Source organism: Pseudomonas sp. GL_135 (genome assembly GCF_057834665.1).
The window spans coordinates 5,507,870-5,525,573 of the sequence record NZ_CM174408.1; the positions used below are offsets into that span (position 1 = coordinate 5,507,870).

At 59.7% G+C, this 17,704-nt stretch carries 16 protein-coding genes; 11 read left to right on the forward strand and 5 right to left on the reverse strand.

The window, feature by feature from the left end:
• Positions 1-2 precede the first annotated feature (2 nt).
• From dut to AC3ISG_RS24400, 4 genes are all read left to right on the forward strand, one after another.
• Positions 3-458 carry a dUTP diphosphatase gene (dut, locus tag AC3ISG_RS24385; RefSeq protein WP_489298171.1) on the forward strand — a complete coding sequence of 152 codons (456 nt, stop codon included), beginning with the start codon at positions 3-5 and terminating at the stop codon, positions 456-458.
• 1,303 nt (positions 459-1,761) lie between these two features.
• Positions 1,762-3,159 carry a phosphomannomutase/phosphoglucomutase gene (locus AC3ISG_RS24390; RefSeq protein WP_489299583.1) on the forward strand — a complete coding sequence of 466 codons (1,398 nt, stop codon included), beginning with the start codon at positions 1,762-1,764 and terminating at the stop codon, positions 3,157-3,159.
• Between the two features lie 22 nt (positions 3,160-3,181).
• Positions 3,182-4,087 carry an acetylglutamate kinase gene (gene argB / locus AC3ISG_RS24395; RefSeq protein WP_122534167.1) on the forward strand — a complete coding sequence of 302 codons (906 nt, stop codon included), beginning with the start codon at positions 3,182-3,184 and terminating at the stop codon, positions 4,085-4,087.
• A gap of 178 nt (positions 4,088-4,265) precedes the next feature.
• On the forward strand, positions 4,266-7,712 hold the full coding sequence (locus AC3ISG_RS24400) for a ParB N-terminal domain-containing protein (protein ID WP_489298172.1): 3,447 nt from the start codon (positions 4,266-4,268) through the stop codon (positions 7,710-7,712).
• Between the two features lie 16 nt (positions 7,713-7,728).
• Here AC3ISG_RS24400 and AC3ISG_RS24405 read toward each other — a convergent pair whose 3' ends face one another.
• Both AC3ISG_RS24405 and pyrE read right to left on the reverse strand, forming a co-directional pair.
• Positions 7,729-8,340, reverse strand: a complete 612-nt coding sequence (locus AC3ISG_RS24405) for a DUF4124 domain-containing protein (protein ID WP_489298173.1) — start codon at positions 8,338-8,340, stop codon at positions 7,729-7,731.
• A gap of 12 nt (positions 8,341-8,352) precedes the next feature.
• Positions 8,353-8,994, reverse strand: a complete 642-nt coding sequence (gene pyrE, locus AC3ISG_RS24410; RefSeq protein WP_489298174.1) for an orotate phosphoribosyltransferase — start codon at positions 8,992-8,994, stop codon at positions 8,353-8,355.
• Positions 8,995-9,076: 82 nt separating this feature from the next.
• Between pyrE and crc the strand changes: the two genes are divergently transcribed.
• Entirely contained in the window at positions 9,077-9,856 is a 780-nt protein-coding gene (gene crc, locus AC3ISG_RS24415; protein ID WP_065988229.1) for a catabolite repression control protein Crc, read from the forward strand.
• Between the two features lie 83 nt (positions 9,857-9,939).
• Here crc and AC3ISG_RS24420 read toward each other — a convergent pair whose 3' ends face one another.
• Together AC3ISG_RS24420 and rph are read right to left on the reverse strand one after the other, a co-directional pair.
• On the reverse strand, positions 9,940-10,308 hold the full coding sequence (locus AC3ISG_RS24420) for a DUF4870 domain-containing protein (RefSeq protein WP_065988228.1): 369 nt from the start codon (positions 10,306-10,308) through the stop codon (positions 9,940-9,942).
• Positions 10,309-10,368: 60 nt separating this feature from the next.
• The gene (gene rph, locus AC3ISG_RS24425) at positions 10,369-11,091 is read right to left on the reverse strand and encodes a ribonuclease PH (RefSeq protein ID WP_122534172.1); all 723 of its coding nucleotides are present in this window, start codon (positions 11,089-11,091) and stop codon (positions 10,369-10,371) included.
• 290 nt (positions 11,092-11,381) lie between these two features.
• Between rph and AC3ISG_RS24430 the strand changes: the two genes are divergently transcribed.
• The 6 genes from AC3ISG_RS24430 to AC3ISG_RS24455 all read left to right on the forward strand — a co-directional run bounded on the left by AC3ISG_RS24430 (position 11,382) and on the right by AC3ISG_RS24455 (position 16,640).
• Positions 11,382-12,245, forward strand: a complete 864-nt coding sequence (locus AC3ISG_RS24430; protein WP_122534173.1) for a YicC/YloC family endoribonuclease — start codon at positions 11,382-11,384, stop codon at positions 12,243-12,245.
• Positions 12,246-12,258: 13 nt separating this feature from the next.
• Entirely contained in the window at positions 12,259-12,879 is a 621-nt protein-coding gene (gmk, locus tag AC3ISG_RS24435; protein ID WP_122534174.1) for a guanylate kinase, read from the forward strand.
• 128 nt (positions 12,880-13,007) lie between these two features.
• On the forward strand, positions 13,008-13,271 hold the full coding sequence (rpoZ, locus tag AC3ISG_RS24440; RefSeq protein WP_025257879.1) for a DNA-directed RNA polymerase subunit omega: 264 nt from the start codon (positions 13,008-13,010) through the stop codon (positions 13,269-13,271).
• Between the two features lie 60 nt (positions 13,272-13,331).
• Positions 13,332-15,440 carry a bifunctional GTP diphosphokinase/guanosine-3',5'-bis pyrophosphate 3'-pyrophosphohydrolase gene (gene spoT, locus AC3ISG_RS24445; RefSeq protein WP_074885850.1) on the forward strand — a complete coding sequence of 703 codons (2,109 nt, stop codon included), beginning with the start codon at positions 13,332-13,334 and terminating at the stop codon, positions 15,438-15,440.
• 24 nt (positions 15,441-15,464) lie between these two features.
• Entirely contained in the window at positions 15,465-15,845 is a 381-nt protein-coding gene (locus tag AC3ISG_RS24450; protein WP_074885853.1) for a RidA family protein, read from the forward strand.
• Between the two features lie 57 nt (positions 15,846-15,902).
• Entirely contained in the window at positions 15,903-16,640 is a 738-nt protein-coding gene (locus tag AC3ISG_RS24455) for a hypothetical protein (protein ID WP_122623564.1), read from the forward strand.
• 126 nt (positions 16,641-16,766) lie between these two features.
• Here the strand turns inward: AC3ISG_RS24455 and AC3ISG_RS24460 are convergent, their stop codons facing one another.
• Complete coding sequence (locus AC3ISG_RS24460; RefSeq protein WP_489298175.1) at positions 16,767-17,627, reverse strand: SDR family oxidoreductase; 861 nt, start codon at positions 17,625-17,627, stop codon at positions 16,767-16,769.
• Between the last annotated feature and the right edge of the window lie 77 nt (positions 17,628-17,704).

Here is a 17,704-nt window from a genome sequence, read left to right on the forward strand (position 1 = left end):
GAATGCACGCTCTACAAGCCAAGATCCTCGACCCTCGCATTGGCAGCGAATTCCCGCTTCCCGCTTACGCCACTTCAGGCGCGGCCGGCCTGGACCTGCGCGCCATGCTGAAAGAAGACACCCTGCTCGAACCCGGCCAGACCCTTTTGATTCCTACCGGGCTGTCGATATACATCGCAGACCCTGGCCTGGCTGCGCTGATCTTGCCGCGCTCGGGCCTGGGCCATAAACACGGCATCGTGCTGGGTAACCTGGTGGGCCTGATCGACTCCGATTATCAAGGCGAGCTGATGGTCTCTTGCTGGAACCGCGGCCAGACTGCTTTCAAGATTTCCATCGGCGAGCGTCTGGCGCAGCTTGTACTGGTGCCGGTGGTGCAGGCGCACTTTGAAATCGTCGAAGATTTCGATGAAAGTCAGCGTGGCGCTGGCGGCTTCGGTCACTCCGGCAGCCATTGATCCGGCCACAAACACTCACTTTGGCTAGCGCACTGCTTTGAGTCTGACGGGCTTTGAGCGGTGCGTAACAACAAGAACGCGTCAGGACGACCCAGCAGGGAGAGTTAGTTTGAAAGGCATCAAACGCACGGCCAAAGCGACCCTCACGCCGGAAACGACAGACGCGGCCAGTAAAGACGCCAATTTGAGTTTATCGACCCCCGGCGTCACTCCTTCGCTCATTGGCCTCCTGGCTGCAATGGTGCTGGTGTGGCTCGCCATTCAAAGCCAGCCTCAGCAACAGGAGCAACTGGTTCAGGCCTGGGGAAGCGCACAGGCCGGGGCCGTCAACAAGGCGCTGCGCCAGATCAACGCCGACACCCAAACCGCTGCAATGGACCCCGCGCTGGGCCAGGCCCTGTTGAGCAACAATCCGTCGGTCATTGAAAGCGCGCAGACGCAGCTGCGTTATCGCGACGGCGTGGTGGGCGCACGGCTTAACCCCTTAGGGTTCAACGGCGTCGACACCCAAAGCGCGCTGCCGATCAGCTTCGCCACGCTGGACATGCTGGCCAAGGCTGGTAAGGGCGAAACCCCTGCCCCTGAAGCTCGCAAGGTCGGCGACACATGGCTGATCTACAGCGCAGCGCCCCTGCGCACGGCGCCAGACGCGCCGATCACCGGGACCCTGTTGCTGGCGTTCAACCCGCAGCGCCTGATCAACGCACTCCCCGAAACGCCTGCCGATGCGGGTCAGGTGGTGCTCGTCCAGCAGTTCGGTAACGCCACCGCACAGAGTTTTCTCACCCGTGGCGAGGACGATGGCAGCCGTCCCCAGGAATTCTCCACCGGCTACCCTAACTGGAAACTGACCTTTGCCGCCGGCCCCGCACTGCAAGGCTCGACGCCTTGGCTGATGCTGCTGCTCGCCTTGCTGGTTGCCGCCGGGGCGATGCTGTTGGGGTTGTATCTGAACGAGAGTGCACTCAAGCGCCGGGTGGCGGCTGATGCGCGACAGCTCGAGCAACTGCTGCAAGAGCTCTCCGGAGGCAAGGCCGTCAAAGCCTTCGGCTTGAGCCTGCCCGCGCTGAACGGGCTCGCCCAGAGCATGGCGCGGTTCTCACTGCGCAATAATCCAGCAGCAGCCGGAGCGACAGAGCAGGGTCAGCCAACCGGGACACCGCCCCACAGCGCCGCGCCGCTCCTTCCGGTTGCGTCGGAGGACGACCACCTGACCGACCCGCTGTTCCAGGACACCGATATTCTGGACCTTGACTTGATCGATGAACCCCAGGACTTCTCGAAGTCGGAGCCATCCCACGCCATGAGCAACACCGCCTCCATCGCCCCGCCTTTTCCGGAGACGATTTTTCGCGCCTACGACATTCGCGGCATCGTCGGCGATACGCTGAGCACCGAAACCGCCTACTGGATCGGCCGAGCCGTCGGTGCAGAAAGCCTGGCGCAGGGCGAGCCGCATGTTTCTGTGGGCCGCGACGGCCGACTATCAGGCCCTGCGCTGGTCGCGGACTTGATCAAGGGTCTGCATGACAGCGGCTGCCACGTCAGCGACATCGGGTTGGTGCCTACCCCCGCGCTGTATTACGCCACCCATGTGCTGGCGGGCAGAACGGGTGTCATGCTGACAGGTAGCCACAACCCGAAAGATTACAACGGCTTCAAGATCGTCATCGCCGGCGACACACTGGCAGACGAACAGATTCAAGCGCTGCATGAACGCATCAAGGCCAATGACCTGCCTTCTGCCAAGGGCAGCATCATCAAGGTCAATATCCTCGACCGTTATGCCAGCGAGATCATTGGCGATGTCGTGCTCGCGCGGCGCATGAAAGTGGTGGTGGACTGCGGCAACGGCGCAGGCGGCGTGATCGCCCCGCAATTGATCGAAGCGCTCAACTGCGAAGTCATTCCGCTGTACTGCGAGGTCGACGGCAATTTCCCCAACCATCACCCTGACCCAGGCAAGCCGGAGAACCTCCAGGACCTGATCGCCAAGGTCCGGGAAACCGGTGCCGATCTCGGCCTGGCCTTTGACGGTGATGCTGATCGTGTCGGTGTCGTCACAAACGCCGGCACTATCATCTACCCCGACCGCCTGCTGATGCTGTTTGCCCGCGATGTGGTCAAGCGCAATCCCGGGGCTGACGTGATTTTCGACGTCAAATGCACGCGCCGCCTGATACCGTTGATCCACGAATACGGCGGCCGCCCGGTGATGTGGAAGACAGGTCATTCGTTGATCAAAAAGAAGATGAAAGAAAGCGGCGCCTTGTTGGCCGGCGAGATGAGCGGACACATATTCTTCAAGGAGCGCTGGTTCGGTTTCGACGACGGCATCTACAGCGCAGCGCGCCTGCTGGAAATCCTCAGTCAGGAAAAACTCAGCGCCGAGGAGCTTTTCCTGACCTTTCCGAACGATTTTTCGACCCCGGAGATCAACGTCAAAGTCACCGAGACCCGCAAGTTCAGCATCATGGAAGCGTTGGAGCGCGACGCCCAGTGGGGCAACGCCAACCTCACCAGCATTGATGGTGTGCGGGTCGATTATCCGAGAGGCTGGGGCCTGATTCGCGCGTCCAATACCACGCCAGTGCTGGTGTTACGCTTCGAGGCCGAAACCGAGCCAGAGCTGCAGCGGATCAAGGACGTCTTCCACACCCAGTTGAAACACGTAGCACCGGATCTAGAACTTCCTTTTTGACCCTATTTTGAGTGGAGCCCAAATGACCCTCGAACATGATGCCGCAGCCAATGCCGCCAAGGTCCTCTCCGAAGCGTTGCCCTACATCCGACGCTTTGTCGGCAAGACGCTTGTTATCAAGTACGGCGGCAACGCCATGGAGAGCGATGAGCTGAAAAACGGCTTCGCCCGCGACATCGTGCTGATGAAAGCGGTGGGCATCAACCCGGTCGTGGTTCACGGCGGTGGCCCTCAGATTGGCGACCTGCTCAAGCGCCTGTCCATCGACAGCCACTTCATCGACGGTATGCGCGTCACCGATGCGCAAACCATGGACGTGGTGGAGATGGTGCTGGGCGGCAAGGTCAACAAGGACATTGTCAACCTGATCAACCGCCACGGCGGCAGCGCCATCGGCCTGACCGGTAAGGACGCGCAGCTGATTCGTGCAAAAAAGATGAACGTCACGCGCCAGACCCCGGACATGCTCAAGCCGGAAATCATCGACATCGGCCATGTGGGTGAAGTCGTCGGCATTAACACCGACCTGCTCAACATGCTGGTGAAGGGCGATTTCATTCCGGTTATTGCGCCCATTGGAGTAGGCGCTGATGGCGAGTCCTACAACATCAACGCCGATCTGGTCGCAGGCAAAGTCGCTGAAGCCCTGAAGGCTGAAAAGCTGATGCTGCTGACCAACATCGCCGGCTTGATGGACAAGGAAGGCGAAGTGCTGACCGGCCTGACCACCGAGCAGGTCAATGGCTTGATCGCCGACGGCACCATCTACGGCGGGATGCTGCCGAAGATCCGCTGCGCACTGGAAGCGGTGCAGGGCGGCGTGAACACTTCCCACATCATCGACGGCCGCGTGCCGAATGCCGTGCTGCTGGAAATTTTCACCGATACCGGCGTCGGCACGCTGATCAGCAATCGCAAGCGTCACTGATTGCCACTGCAAACAGCCCCGCCCGGTTCACTTGCCCGGCGGGGCTTTTTTACGGCTGGCCTTAAACCGCCCCCACAGACGCGTCAGACAGATCCGACCTGCCTTATCGCTGCCAGATGACAGCAACGCACTCAGAATCTGAACACCGTAGGTCTCGCTCATTATTTCGAGACCTTTTATGTCGACGCTGCATCGCAATACCTCGCTAACCGTTCAACCAGAACCCTCATTGGTACTCCTTTTGCCCGGCGAGCAGCCGGATGCAGCGCTGGCACCCCCGGCAGATCTATTGGAGCCCTACGTCAGCGCGCAGTCGCTGATCGGGCACGTTGCACTTGAGGACGTCGGGCCCTTCAACGGCGTGTACAACATCGACGGCCTGCTGTTCATCGAGCTTGACGGCCACACATACGAAGTGGAGTTCGATTCGGACAACTTCCGCTTCAACGTTGTGTCGCCCAATGCCCCCGCTCAAGGAAGTGACAAAGGCGCCAGCGAGCCGACAAACCGCGAGCAGATACTGCGCGAATGGCACCCGCTGTACCGTGAAGACTGTCAGACGTGGATGTTGCTGAGTGCGGGTGCGCGCTTGAATGACGCAGAGCAACCCGCCCGCGTGATGACGCTGCCTCAGCGGGTCGACGCACTCCTCAAGTTCGACGACTTACTGACCATCAGCGAGACAGTGAAGGGTTTCGTGCAGTCACAAGTGTCACAGGACGCCCACTCGGCACGGAAGCACACACTGCTTTTATTGCTTGCGGCGCCACATTTACCCCCATCGACGCTAAGCCACGATAACGCGAAGCGAGCGCAGCAACTGAGCATCGTCCTCGAACAAATGATCAGCTCGGCTCAAGCCGACACGCTCGCCAGGCAACTGCTCTCAGCGCTGAAGTGGTATGGAGGTGACGAGGGCGAAACCACGGCTCCAGTCATCCGACAGCACTTGGTCTGGGCAGCGCTGATGCTGGAGCTCAACCCTCCACGACAACAGCGGCGGGACTACATAGCGGGCTATGACTTGGAGGGGCCGCAAAACTGGGGTTTGACCTACCCGCAGCGTCGAGAGCAATTGCTCGTTGCACTCTCGGCCAAAACCTCACTTCCAGAGTTGGCGCTGCACATCCTGACGCCTGCCCTCCCCGATTTTATGGTTCAGGGCATTGACGAAGACCTGCGCCACGGCACGGCGCCATGGGCAAATTTCATTCACGGTGTATCCCTCGCCAACGCGCTGGATCCGGCCGCAGCGGCGACGCTTACGTTCGAGGCGTTGATTCATTTGCCTATGACGCTGAGCGAAGCAGCCGCCCCTGAAGAGCTGATGCTGATCGCCGCCACCCGGGTGGGTCCGAGTCTGACGTGGGCGATCGCCAACGGGGTGTTATCCGGCAAGGCGCGCACGGACTACTCGTTATCGGAACTGGCCACGGCGGCATCCGCTCTGGATGCTCATATCGCGAACGGCGTAAGCGCGACGGAGGGGCTGACGCGTGAGGCGCCTGATCGCGTGCAGATGGCACTGCAGAAGCTGCACCAACTTTTCGGGGACAGCGCTGAGCAGATAAAAAAACGGATCATGCACCCCGTGAACATTGCGGACAGGTTTGACTACTCCCTGCGCAGCGAGGACATCTACTCAGGCGCCCAGTTTTACCTGCTGGACGTCTTCGCAGCAGGTCACATGAAAAATGGGATGGATAAATTCCAACCCGTCTCGCCCCATGACCAAGTGCTGGTCAATCGGGCGTTTGGAAGCATCGCTCATCAGCTCGAAGGCATCGACATTCCGCTGATGTTTGAAGGGAGTTACCGACTCTATGAGGCTCAGTCCAGGCTGGCCTACACGTTCATTATCGACAGCCTGTGGGCGCAAATACCGGAAGAGGATCGACGGGCGCTGCACTACGGAAGGGTGAAGATTCATACGCTGCGAACGTTCACAGGAAAAATCGCGGGCAAGGAGAGCGTTCAGGATAGGGAGCGGGCGCGAGGCCGGTATGGCTTTATCCTTGAATGTAGCTACCAGAACACCTCGTTCTTCTACGAACTCTTCCCGTTGAAAGGCATAGCCATCCGGCACGCCAGGATGGCGATACCGACCAAGCGCAAGCACGCTCATCCGTCTGCCCTGCCTTCATTTCTGGAAGTCGTCTCTGGCAGCGAGATCGGCGTCGATTGGAACGCCTACGCCTCGCTTTCCGCTCCGGTGAGCGGCGCAGTGTCTTTGGTCATCAGCGAAGTCATCACTGAGCTCGCCCCTATCGAGGAGCCTGATAACGACATACCCACGCCGCTCACCTCCCCTCGTTTAAACGCCATTTCGATCGCCGTCGCCAGCCACCACCTGTTTTTCTACCCCCATGACGCCTATCAGCGACTCCGGCATGAAACGGGTTCTGAGGAAGTCGCCAACAACTACCCGACCGTTTTGCGCGAGCTCGCGCTGATCGTGCCGGGGCTCAGTTGTATCAATTCGATCATCACAGGCGAAGCCCCAGCCGTCGTATGCGCACTTGAGGTACTGACATTTGGCATACCTGCTCTCAAGCTTCTGCAGGGTACGATCCAACTGGCATTCAGGGCAGGAAAGCCGTTCATCGCAAAGGTTTTGCCACGGTTCGCCTCGCTGTCGACCGAGGTCATCATGCGGTCCACTCAGTTCCAACGTGCAATGAAGACTGCGGGCACGTTTATGCCCGGCGCGGTGAACAGGCTTGCAGGGGCAAAAGCATTTGATCTAAACGCCTTTCACGCGCTGGCCAGCAGATTGCGCAGCTATGCAGTGCCGGCCTCTGACCTGACAGGGCGCTTGCGTCATGTGTCGGGTATTCCCACCATCACCGTCCCCGCTCAATGGCGTGGCACCAGTGCCCTTGACACGCTGGCCGAAGTCAACGGAATCCAGAACGTGCCAGTCCGCCAGCTATCCAACGCCGTGTCTGGCACCTTGGGCCGGCATTATCTGATCGAATCCGGCATGGCGTATGGGCCGCCCTTGATCGTCCGGCGATCGGCCACGGCTGCGTTGCAAAGGGTCAATGGCAGGGTGGGGTATCCGATGTCGGGGCGGGGCGCGATAAGAAGCCCCCTCGCAAAGCCGGTCCACACAAGGCTGGGGGCTCAGGTCAAATCCTCCACAGCTCTGGAAGAGGTCATCCAGGCCAATAACCTCAGCGCCACCCCGGAGCAGCTCAGCTTGATAAAAACAGCGATGGATGACGGTGCACCACTTTTCGTCTACACAACCCGCGATGGCGCCGCAAGTTTGGCGTTGCGTGATGTGTATGACGATATTTATCTGGACGCCTTTACCAACAATCGGGTGAGCATCTCCGGATTCTACGATCACGCCGTCGAGAAAACGTGGCGGGTGGACCCTGCGCTCCAGGCCAACGTCCGGCAGATTAACCCGCAATTGCTGACGACCAATGGAAGGGAGCTGATCAAGGAACGTTTCGATGCGATCAAGTCGGGAATTATGGACGGGCAATATTTGCCGCCTATCCATGTCAGCCCCATGGCGGGCGGGTTTTACCCAGTAGTGAACGGCAATCACCGGTTGGCGGTTGCGCGGGAGATGAAGCTTGAAACCGTCCCGGTGTTGATCGTTCAGGAGTAACGCCTGAACGGCTGCCTTACCGACCGAGAAGCTTCTGCAACCGCGCGCGATCCTGCGCAAACTCGGCCTCGGCCTGAGTTCGAGCGGTCTGGTAACGAAGGATGTCGACTTTCAGGTTCTGCTGCTGATCACGCAGATCGTCCATCTGATCAAGCAACGTCTTCGGCACTGGCCGCCCTGCCCGCTCCTGATCAGCCGCTTGCGTCTGAAGCGCGCCTTGCTGCGCGACGAGGTTCTGAATATTGCCTTGCGCGACGACGATCAGGCCGTCGAGCTCGGCGAGTCGACGATTCTTCGCCCGGTCAACGTCTTCGACGCTGGTGTACAGCCGCAGCAAATGCGCGTCGGCGTCGGATTGCAGCTTGGCGGCCTGGGCGTCGCGCAATTCATCGGCGGAGGGTGCAGGCGGAACCGTCTGCACCACGCGACCGCGCTGGTTAAGCACTTCATAACCCTTGCCGACGTACTCGGGGGGCACGCCCTGACGATCAAGTACCGTCACGCCGCGACTGTCGACGTAGCGATACAGCACGATGCCCGGAGCGTCGTCCGCTTGAACGCTTGCGATGCAACCCAAACCCAGCGACAGACAAAAACCCAACGTGCCCAGCTTGAGCATAAACCGCATCCTTTTGGAGGCTCAGATTCCGTATTGAGCCCGGTACGCTTCGACCGCAGGCAAGTGTTGTTTGAGCTGCGGATCGTCTGCCAGGAATTCCAGCACCTGATTCAACGAAACGATGCTCACCACCGGAATGCCGAAATCGCGCTCGACTTCCTGAATGGCAGACAGCTCGCCGTTGCCACGCTCCTGGCGATTCAACGCGATCAGCACGCCGGCAGCGTTCGCGCTTTGGGCCTGAATAATCTGCATGACCTCGCGGATAGCTGTACCTGCGGTGATCACGTCGTCGATGATCAGCACGTTGCCGGTCAACGTTGCGCCCACCAGGCTGCCGCCTTCGCCATGGGCCTTGGCCTCTTTGCGGTTGAAGCACCAGGGCAGGTCGAGACCGTGATGCTCGGCAAGCGCCACGGCGGTCGCCGCCGCCAGGGGGATGCCCTTGTAGGCCGGACCGAACAGAACGTCGAAGGAGATACCGCTTTCAACAACGGCGGCGGCGTAGAACTTACCCAGTTGGGCAAGGGCCGAACCACTGTTGAAAAGACCGGCATTGAAGAAGTAAGGACTGGTGCGCCCAGACTTCAAAGTGAACTCACCGAAGCGCAAAACTCCGCGATCGATGGCAAAACGAATGAAATCGCGTTGATACGCCTGCATGAAAAAAGCCCCGAATACCACGGATTTAGCTAATTAGGTAGAGCTCGGGTATCATACACGCACGTGATTTTTGGGGCCATTTATGCGGATCATCAGTGTGAACGTTAATGGTATTCAGGCTGCAGTCGAGCGTGGTTTGCTCAGTTGGCTGCAAGCCCAGAATGCCGACGTCATCTGCCTTCAGGACACCCGCGCCTCCGCCTTTGAACTGGACGACCCAGCCTTCCAACTGGACGGCTACTTCCTATACGCCTGCGAAGCCGAAGTCCCTGCCCAGGGTGGCGTGGCGCTTTACTCGCGGCTGCAACCGAAGGCGGTTATCAACGGTCTTGGTTTCGAGACGGCTGACCGTTACGGGCGTTACCTGCAGGCAGATTTCGACAAAGTCAGTATCGCGACCTTGCTGCTCCCTTCCGGGATGAACGGCGATGAAGACTTGAATCAGAAATTCAAGCTCATGGACGATTTCGGCAAGTACCTCGACAAGCAGCGGCGCAAACGTCGCGAGTACATTTACTGTGGCTCGCTGTACGTGGCGCAACAAAAGCTGGACATCAAAAACTGGCGCGACAGCCAGCAATCTCCAGGCTTCCTGGCGCCAGAGCGTGCGTGGATGGACGAGATCGTTGGCAACATGGGTTATGTCGATGCCCTGCGCGAAGTCAGCCGTGAAGGCGATCAGTACAGCTGGTGGCCGGACAACGAACAGGCCGAGATGCTAAATCTGGGCTGGCGCTTCGATTATCAATTGCTGACCCCGGGCCTGCGTCGTTTCGTACGCAGTGCGCGCCTTCCACGCCAGCCGCGCTTCTCGCAACACGCGCCGCTGATCGTGGATTACGACTGGACGCTCACCATCTGACGTTCAGTTGCTCAAAAAAAGCCGACTTGAAGTCGGCTTTTGTTTGTCCGCTGATCAGGCATATGCCCGATCTCCGTGAAGTCTTACTTGATCAACCGCCAGGTAAACGGATAGCGGTAGGCGACGCCGTCATTGACCTTGACGCCCGCGATTATCGTCAGCACCAGCGCACCGACGCCCACCAGCATCAGCAGCGGGAAGCCGATGATCACCACCATCAGCAAAAAACAGATCATCGCGGCGATGGCGACGGTGATCTGAAAATTAAGGGCTTCCTTGCCCTGGGCATCGATGTACGGGTCGACTTCTTTCTTGAGCTGCCAGACGATCAGCGGGCCGAGCAAATTGCCGAACGGAAAGATCAGGCCGAAGAACGCCGCGAAGTGGCACAGCATCGCCCACTGACGGACTTCTTTACTCGGCGTAGGCAACGGCGACTGACTCTCGATCATCATGCTTTCCCTGTTTTGATGTAGCGCTCTGACGTAGTGTTCTGACTTATTGAAAATCGATCAGTCGGCCAGTGCCGCCTGCTGCAGTTCGAAGATTTCATTCATGCCTTTTTGAGCCAGTGCCAACATTGCGTTCAGGTCTTCAGGCTGGAATGGCGCGCCTTCAGCAGTGCCCTGCACCTCGATGAAACCGCCCGCGTTGGTCATGACCACGTTGAGGTCGGTCTCGGCCGCAGAGTCTTCAAGATAATCCAGGTCCAGGACTGGCTCGCCCTGATACATGCCCACCGATACGGCCGCGATCATCTGCTTCAGCGGATCGCCGCCCTTGAGGCCGCCACGCTTTTTGATGGATTTGAGTGCATCGATCAGGGCAACCATGGAGCCGGTGATCGACGCAGTGCGCGTCCCGCCGTCCGCCTGGATCACGTCGCAGTCGACGTACAGGGTGATTTCACCGAGTTTGGACATGTCCAGTGCCGCGCGCAGCGAGCGCCCGATCAGGCGCTGGATTTCGAGGGTACGGCCGCCCTGCTTGCCACGGCTTGCTTCGCGCTGGTTACGCTCGCCGGTTGCACGAGGGAGCATGCCGTATTCAGCCGTCAACCAGCCTTGGCCCTGCCCCTTGAGAAAACGCGGAACGCCGTTTTCAACGCTGACGGTGCAGATCACCTTGGTATCACCGAACTCGACCAGCACAGAACCCTCGGCGTGCTTGGTGTAGTTGCGGGTGATGCGGATCGGGCGAAGCTGATCGGCAGCGCGACCACTTGGACGTTTCATCTGGGATACCTGTACTGGGAGACGGAAAACTGGCCTGCATTATAGAGGTGCATACACGGGTTGGGACATCTAATGACGCATTGCTCACGACCGGCGCCGCAGATTTGTACTGCCGGCCAGCAGGATCACTACGCCGCGCATCGCTTGCGACAATGCCACATTTGGGCGCACACCCTGCACTGAGCTACAATCCTGCGCCTTTATAGCCAGTCGTTTCCCCACGACACATTGCCGGGGATTCATCCCGGTCCGGCTATCCGCAACCGCCTGAATTTATAGAGGTACTTCCCATGGTGCACAGCATGACGGCTTTTGCCCGCGCTGAACGAGCCGGCCCACAAGGCACGCTGAGCTGGGAAATGCGCTCGGTCAATCACCGTTACCTCGAACCCCATCTGCGGCTGCCGGAGTCATTCCGTGACCTGGAAGGCGCCGTGCGTGAGGCCCTGCGCCAAGGCCTGTCCCGCGGCAAAATCGAATGCACCCTGCGCTTCACTGAAGAAACCGCAGGCAAGCCGCTGCAGGTTGACCGCGAGCGCGCCGGGCAACTGGTCGCGGCAGCGGAGATGGTCGCCAGCCTGATCAAGCAACCTGCTGCGCTGAACCCGCTTGAAGTGCTGGCCTGGCCCGGTGTTCTGGTGGCCGACGCTGCCGACCCGCAAGCGCTGAACAACGACGCACTGGCCTTGTTCAACGAAGCCCTCGAAGAGCTCAAGGCCGGTCGTGCCCGTGAAGGCGCCGACCTGGCCAGGCTTCTCGACGAACGGCTTACCGCGATCAAGACTGAAGTCGCCACCTTGCGAACGCTCGTGCCGCAGATGCTCGCCGCCCAACGCCAAAAGGTGCTCGATCGCTTTGCCGACATGAAGGCCGAGCTCGATCCGCAGCGTCTGGAACAGGAAATGGTCCTGCTGGCGCAAAAAAGCGACGTCGCCGAAGAACTCGACCGCCTGAGCACTCACGTCACCGAAGTGCGCCGCGTACTCAAGGCCGGCGGGCAGGCCGGGCGCCGGCTGGACTTCCTGATGCAAGAGCTCAACCGCGAAGCCAACACCCTGGGCTCCAAAGCCTTTGATCCTCGAAGCACGCAAGCCGCCGTCAACCTCAAAGTGTTGATTGAGCAGATGCGCGAACAAGTGCAGAACATTGAGTAAGGCCACCTCTGACATGACCCACAGCACCGGCACCCTGTACATCATTTCCGCCCCATCGGGCGCGGGCAAGACCAGCCTGGTCAACGCCCTGATCAACGCTCAGCCGCAGATCCGCGTGTCGGTGTCACACACCACCCGGGCCATGCGTCCGGGCGAAGCAGACGGCGTGAACTACCACTTCGTCGACCGCGCCGAGTTCGTGCGAATGATCGAGCACGGCGACTTTCTCGAACAGGCAGAAGTCTTCGGCAACATGTACGGGACGTCACAGAGCCGTTTGCAGCAGACCCTGGACGAAGGTCATGACCTGATTCTGGAGATCGACTGGCAAGGTGCGGAGCAGGTTCGCAAACTGATGCCCCGCGCACGCTCGATCTTCATTCTGCCACCGACTCAGCAGGCGCTGCGCCAGCGCCTGACCAATCGGGGTCAGGACAGCGACGAGATCATCGAAGGCCGCATGCGCGAAGCCGTCAGCGAGATGAGTCACTACGCCGAATACGATTACATCGTGATCAACGACGATTTCGCCACGGCGCTTGAAGACCTGAAAGCAATCTTCCGCGCCAACTTGCTGAGCCAGGAACATCAGCAGCAGCGCCACACCGAGTTGTTGGCTCAACTGCTGGCCTGACCGTTTTATCAGGCAAAACCGACCCATTCAAAATCAGCGCTTCCCTAAACGCTGGTGATTTTTTAGACTGTCGAGTCCGCTCGCCCATTCGGGCACCGCGCATATCGCATTTGCTACGAGGAATACCCATGGCCCGCGTGACCGTTGAAGACTGCCTGGAACATGTAGATAACCGTTTTGAGCTGGTCATGCTCGCCACCAAGCGCTCGCGTCAATTGGCGACCGGTGGCAAAGAGCCAAAGCTGGCATGGGAAAACGACAAGCCTACCGTAGTGGCCCTGCGCGAAATCGCAGCAGGCCTGATGGATTACGCTGTTATCGCAGAAGCCGAAATCGTTGAAGATGAACCACTGTTCGCCGCATTCGAGGACGAGTCCAGCGAGGCCGTCTAAGCCTATGCCCGGTCGACGTAGCAAGGCGCAGGGTCACAGCCTTCGGCAAGGAGAATTATCTTGCCGAGCATAGACGCCCTCGCCGATCGCCTCTCGACCTACCTCGGCGCAGACCAGGTCAACCTGGTCCGCCGGGCGTACTTCTACGCCGAACAAGCCCACGACGGCCAACGCCGTCGTAGCGGCGAAGCCTACGTCACGCATCCGCTGGCGGTGGCCAATATCCTCGCCGACATGCATATGGACCATCAGAGCCTGATGGCCGCCATGCTGCATGACGTGATTGAAGACACCGGCATCGCCAAAGAAGCGCTCTGCGCACAGTTTGGTGAAACGGTGGCCGAACTCGTCGATGGGGTCAGCAAACTGACCCAGATGAACTTCGAGACCAAAGCCGAAGCTCAGGCCGAAAACTTCCAGAAGATGGCGATGGCCATGGCGCGGGACATCCGCGTGATTCTGGTCAAGCTCGCCGACCGCCTGCATAACATGCGCACGCTTGAAGTCCTTTCCGGAGAGAAACGCCGCCGCATCGCCAAAGAAACCCTCGAAATCTACGCCCCTATCGCCAATCGCCTTGGCATGCATAGCGTGCGCATCGAATTCGAGGACCTGGGTTTCAAGGCGATGTACCCGATGCGCTCTTCGCGCATCGGCCAGGCGGTCAAGCGCGCGCGCGGTAACCGCAAGGAACTGGTCAACAAGATCGAAGAATCGCTGAGCCACTGCCTTGCCGTCGATGGCATCGAAGGCGAAGTCAGCGGCCGCCAAAAGCATTTGTATGGCATCTACAAAAAGATGCGCGGCAAGCGCCGGGCCTTCAACGAAATCATGGACGTCTACGCGTTCAGGATCATCGTCGACAAGGTCGACACCTGCTATCGCGTCCTCGGCGCTGTACATAATTTGTACAAGCCACTGCCCGGACGCTTCAAGGATTACATCGCGATTCCGAAAGCCAACGGCTATCAATCGCTGCACACTACTCTGTTCGGTATGCATGGCGTGCCCATCGAGATCCAGATTCGTACCCGCGAAATGGAAGAGATGGCCAACAACGGCATCGCCGCGCACTGGCTGTACAAGTCGTCTGGCGATGAACAGCCCAAGAGTACCCACGCGCGGGCCCGTCAGTGGGTCAAGGGCGTGCTGGAAATGCAGCAGCGTGCGGGCAATTCGCTGGAATTCATCGAAAGCGTGAAGATCGACCTGTTCCCGGACGAGGTCTACGTGTTCACGCCCAAGGGCCGGATCATGGAGCTGCCGAAAGGCTCCACGGCGGTCGACTTTGCTTATGCCGTCCACACCGATGTCGGCAACAGCTGCATCGCCTGCCGCATCAATCGCCGGCTGGCCCCGCTTTCCGAACCCCTGCAAAGCGGCTCAACCGTCGAGATCGTCAGTGCACCCGGGGCGCGCCCGAATCCGGCCTGGCTCAACTTTGTCGTCACCGGCAAGGCCCGCACGCATATCCGTCATGCGCTCAAGCTGCAGCGCCGGTCGGAGTCGATCAATCTCGGCGAGCGCCTGCTGAACAAAGTGCTCAATGGCTTCGACAGCACGCTGGACAAGATTCCGACCGAACGCGTGCGCCTGATCCTTGCCGAGTATCGGGTCGAGGTCATCGAAGACCTGCTCGAAGACATCGGCCTGGGTAACCGCATGGCATACGTGGTCGCTCGCCGCTTGCTGGCCAGTGAAGGCGATCAACTGCCGAACGCAGAAGGTCCTCTGGCTATTCGCGGTACCGAAGGCCTTGTGCTCAGTTATGCCAAGTGCTGCACACCCATTCCGGGGGACCCGATCGTCGGGCATCTGTCGGCGGGCAAAGGCATGGTCGTGCATCTGGACAATTGTCGGAACATCGCGGAAATCCGCCACAACCCCGAGAAGTGCATTCAGCTGTCATGGGCCAAAGACGTTACTGGCGAATTCAATGTCGAACTGCGCGTCGAACTGGAGCACCAGCGCGGCCTGATCGCTCTGCTCGCCAGCAGCGTCAATGCCGCGGACGGCAACATCGAAAAAATCAGTATGGATGAACGCGATGGTCGCATCAGCGTGGTCCAACTGGTGGTCAGCGTGCACGACCGCGTGCATCTGGCCCGTGTGATCAAGAAACTGCGCGCCCTGGCCGGCGTGATCCGCATCACCCGTATGCGCGCGTAGTCAAACCGCAGACAGGAGTTTTTCATGAGCAAGACCGTCATCTCCAGCGACAAAGCCCCCGCCGCCATCGGCACCTATTCTCAGGCAATCAAGGCGGGCAACACCGTGTACATGTCGGGCCAGATTCCGCTGGACCCGAAGACCATGGAGTTGGTCGAAGGCTTTGAGGCTCAGACCGTTCAGGTCTTCGAAAACCTGAAAGCTGTGGCCGAAGCCGCAGGCGGTTCGTTCAAGGACATCGTCAAGCTGAATATCTTCCTCACCGACCTGAGCCACTTCGCCAAGGTCAACGAGATCATGGGCAAGTATTTCGAGCAGCCGTACCCGGCGCGTGCCGCCATTGGCGTTGCTGCGCTGCCGCGCGGCGCGCAGGTCGAAATGGACGCCATTCTGGTCGTCGAGTAAATCCCGGTGCGGAGCTCAAGCACGCTCCGCCTCCTCAGAAAAGGAAGGACTCCACCCATGCGCGTTGCGTTTGCCCTCTCGCTGCTGGTCGCACTGCTCAGCGGCTGCGCCAGCCACTCCGACAAAAGCCCGGACGGCACCTGGATCAACCAGGCCGCCATTGACGCTGCAGGCCAAGGCGGCAATCTGCGTCAGGCGCTGCTGGCCCACGGCCCCAATCTGGAATGGAACATCAACACCAAGGCCGGACAAGCCACTGCTTCAAACGGCTTCGAGCTGAGTGAAGGCAAGATAGCCAGTGATGCCGACGGCAAGCTGCGCATCGACTTCTACGGCAATGCGTCTGATGAACTGACCATCAAGGGCGACGAGCTTGTGCAGCGCGCCAGCGATACCGGACCCGAGCAGCATTTCCGCTCGCCGAAAGAAGCGCCTCCGGCTGGCGCCCAACCCGGCACCAGCTTTGAGCGCGCGCTTTACACCGCCTACCTTGGCGGCAAATGGACCATCGTCAATGGCGAGGGTCAGGGCAGCACGGTTGAGTTTCTGCCAGACGGCAGCGTCAGTGGCCTGCCGGGCAATGATCGCTACGCACTGTGCCTCGCTGGCGACTGCGCGGCCATGAGCGGTGAATACGACAGCATGTGGTTGGAGAAGAACGAGCGCGGTAACCCGTGGATCTTCGTCCGTAACGGCAAACAGCTGGAGTTGTTCCAGGCGGTCAACAACGCCCAGGCAACTGAAATGCCTGACCTGCGCCCGGGCGAGCGGCGCTGGGTGCTTGAGAAGAACTGATACAGCGAACGTCGTTGTTGTGGGAGTGAGCTTGCTCACGAAAGGCCCTTTCAGCCGCTGGATACTTAGCGGCTGTGCCACCTTCTCGCGAGCAAGCTCGCTCCCACAGGATTTCAGTGATCCGACCTACTTCGGCTGGTCCGCCAGCATCGCCTCATACCCTTCTTTATAGGTCGCATAACGCGGCGTCCAGCCCAGTGTTTTGGCGCGGGCATTGCTGCAGCGCTTGCTGCCGGCGCGGCGCACGTTGTTTTCATCGGACCACTCTGTAACACCCAGACGCTGACGCATCCAGTCGACCACTTCGGCCAGCGGCGCGGGCGCATCGTCGACGCCGATATAACAGTCTTCCAGCACCACCTCGTTCGAAGCCGCCCGCAGCAAAAACGCCAGCAGGCCGGCTGCATCGTCGGCATGAATGCGGTTGCCGTACAGCGGCGGATCCGTTGCAACGCTGTAGCCCTGCCGCACCCGATTCATCAGGTCACTGCGTCCCGGACCGTAGATTCCGGTCAACCTGACGATGGTCGCTGGCACCCCGCTGTTCAGCGCAACTTGCTCCGCCTCCCGCATGACCTGCCCCGAATACCCGGTAGCTTCGACGGGCGACGTTTCATCAACCCATTCGCCGTGCTGCTGACCGTAAACGCTGCTGCTGGACACGAAAAATATCCGCTTCGGTCTCTGTCCGCTGCGCTCGCTCCAGCCCAGCACGTGCCGAAGGCCTTCTACATAAGCCGCTCGGTAACCCGCCTCATCACGGTCAGTGGGTGTGGCGCAGTAGACCAGGTAATCAAGCCGGCCTTCCGGCCAGTGCGCGGGAATCCGGGGGTCGAAAAGATCGCCGCTGACTCCGAGCACGCCATTGGGCAGTTTCTCTACCGAGCGGCGCAGGCCGTACACGGTCCAGTCATCAGGCATAAGTTGGGAGGCCAGTCGGCTTCCGATATCGCCACATCCAGCAATCAAAACGGATGGCGCTGACATGTCCAATCTCCACATCACTTGTTGAATTTGAGCCTGTAAAACGGGCTGTATAACCGACCGTTGGGAAGCATTCTCAG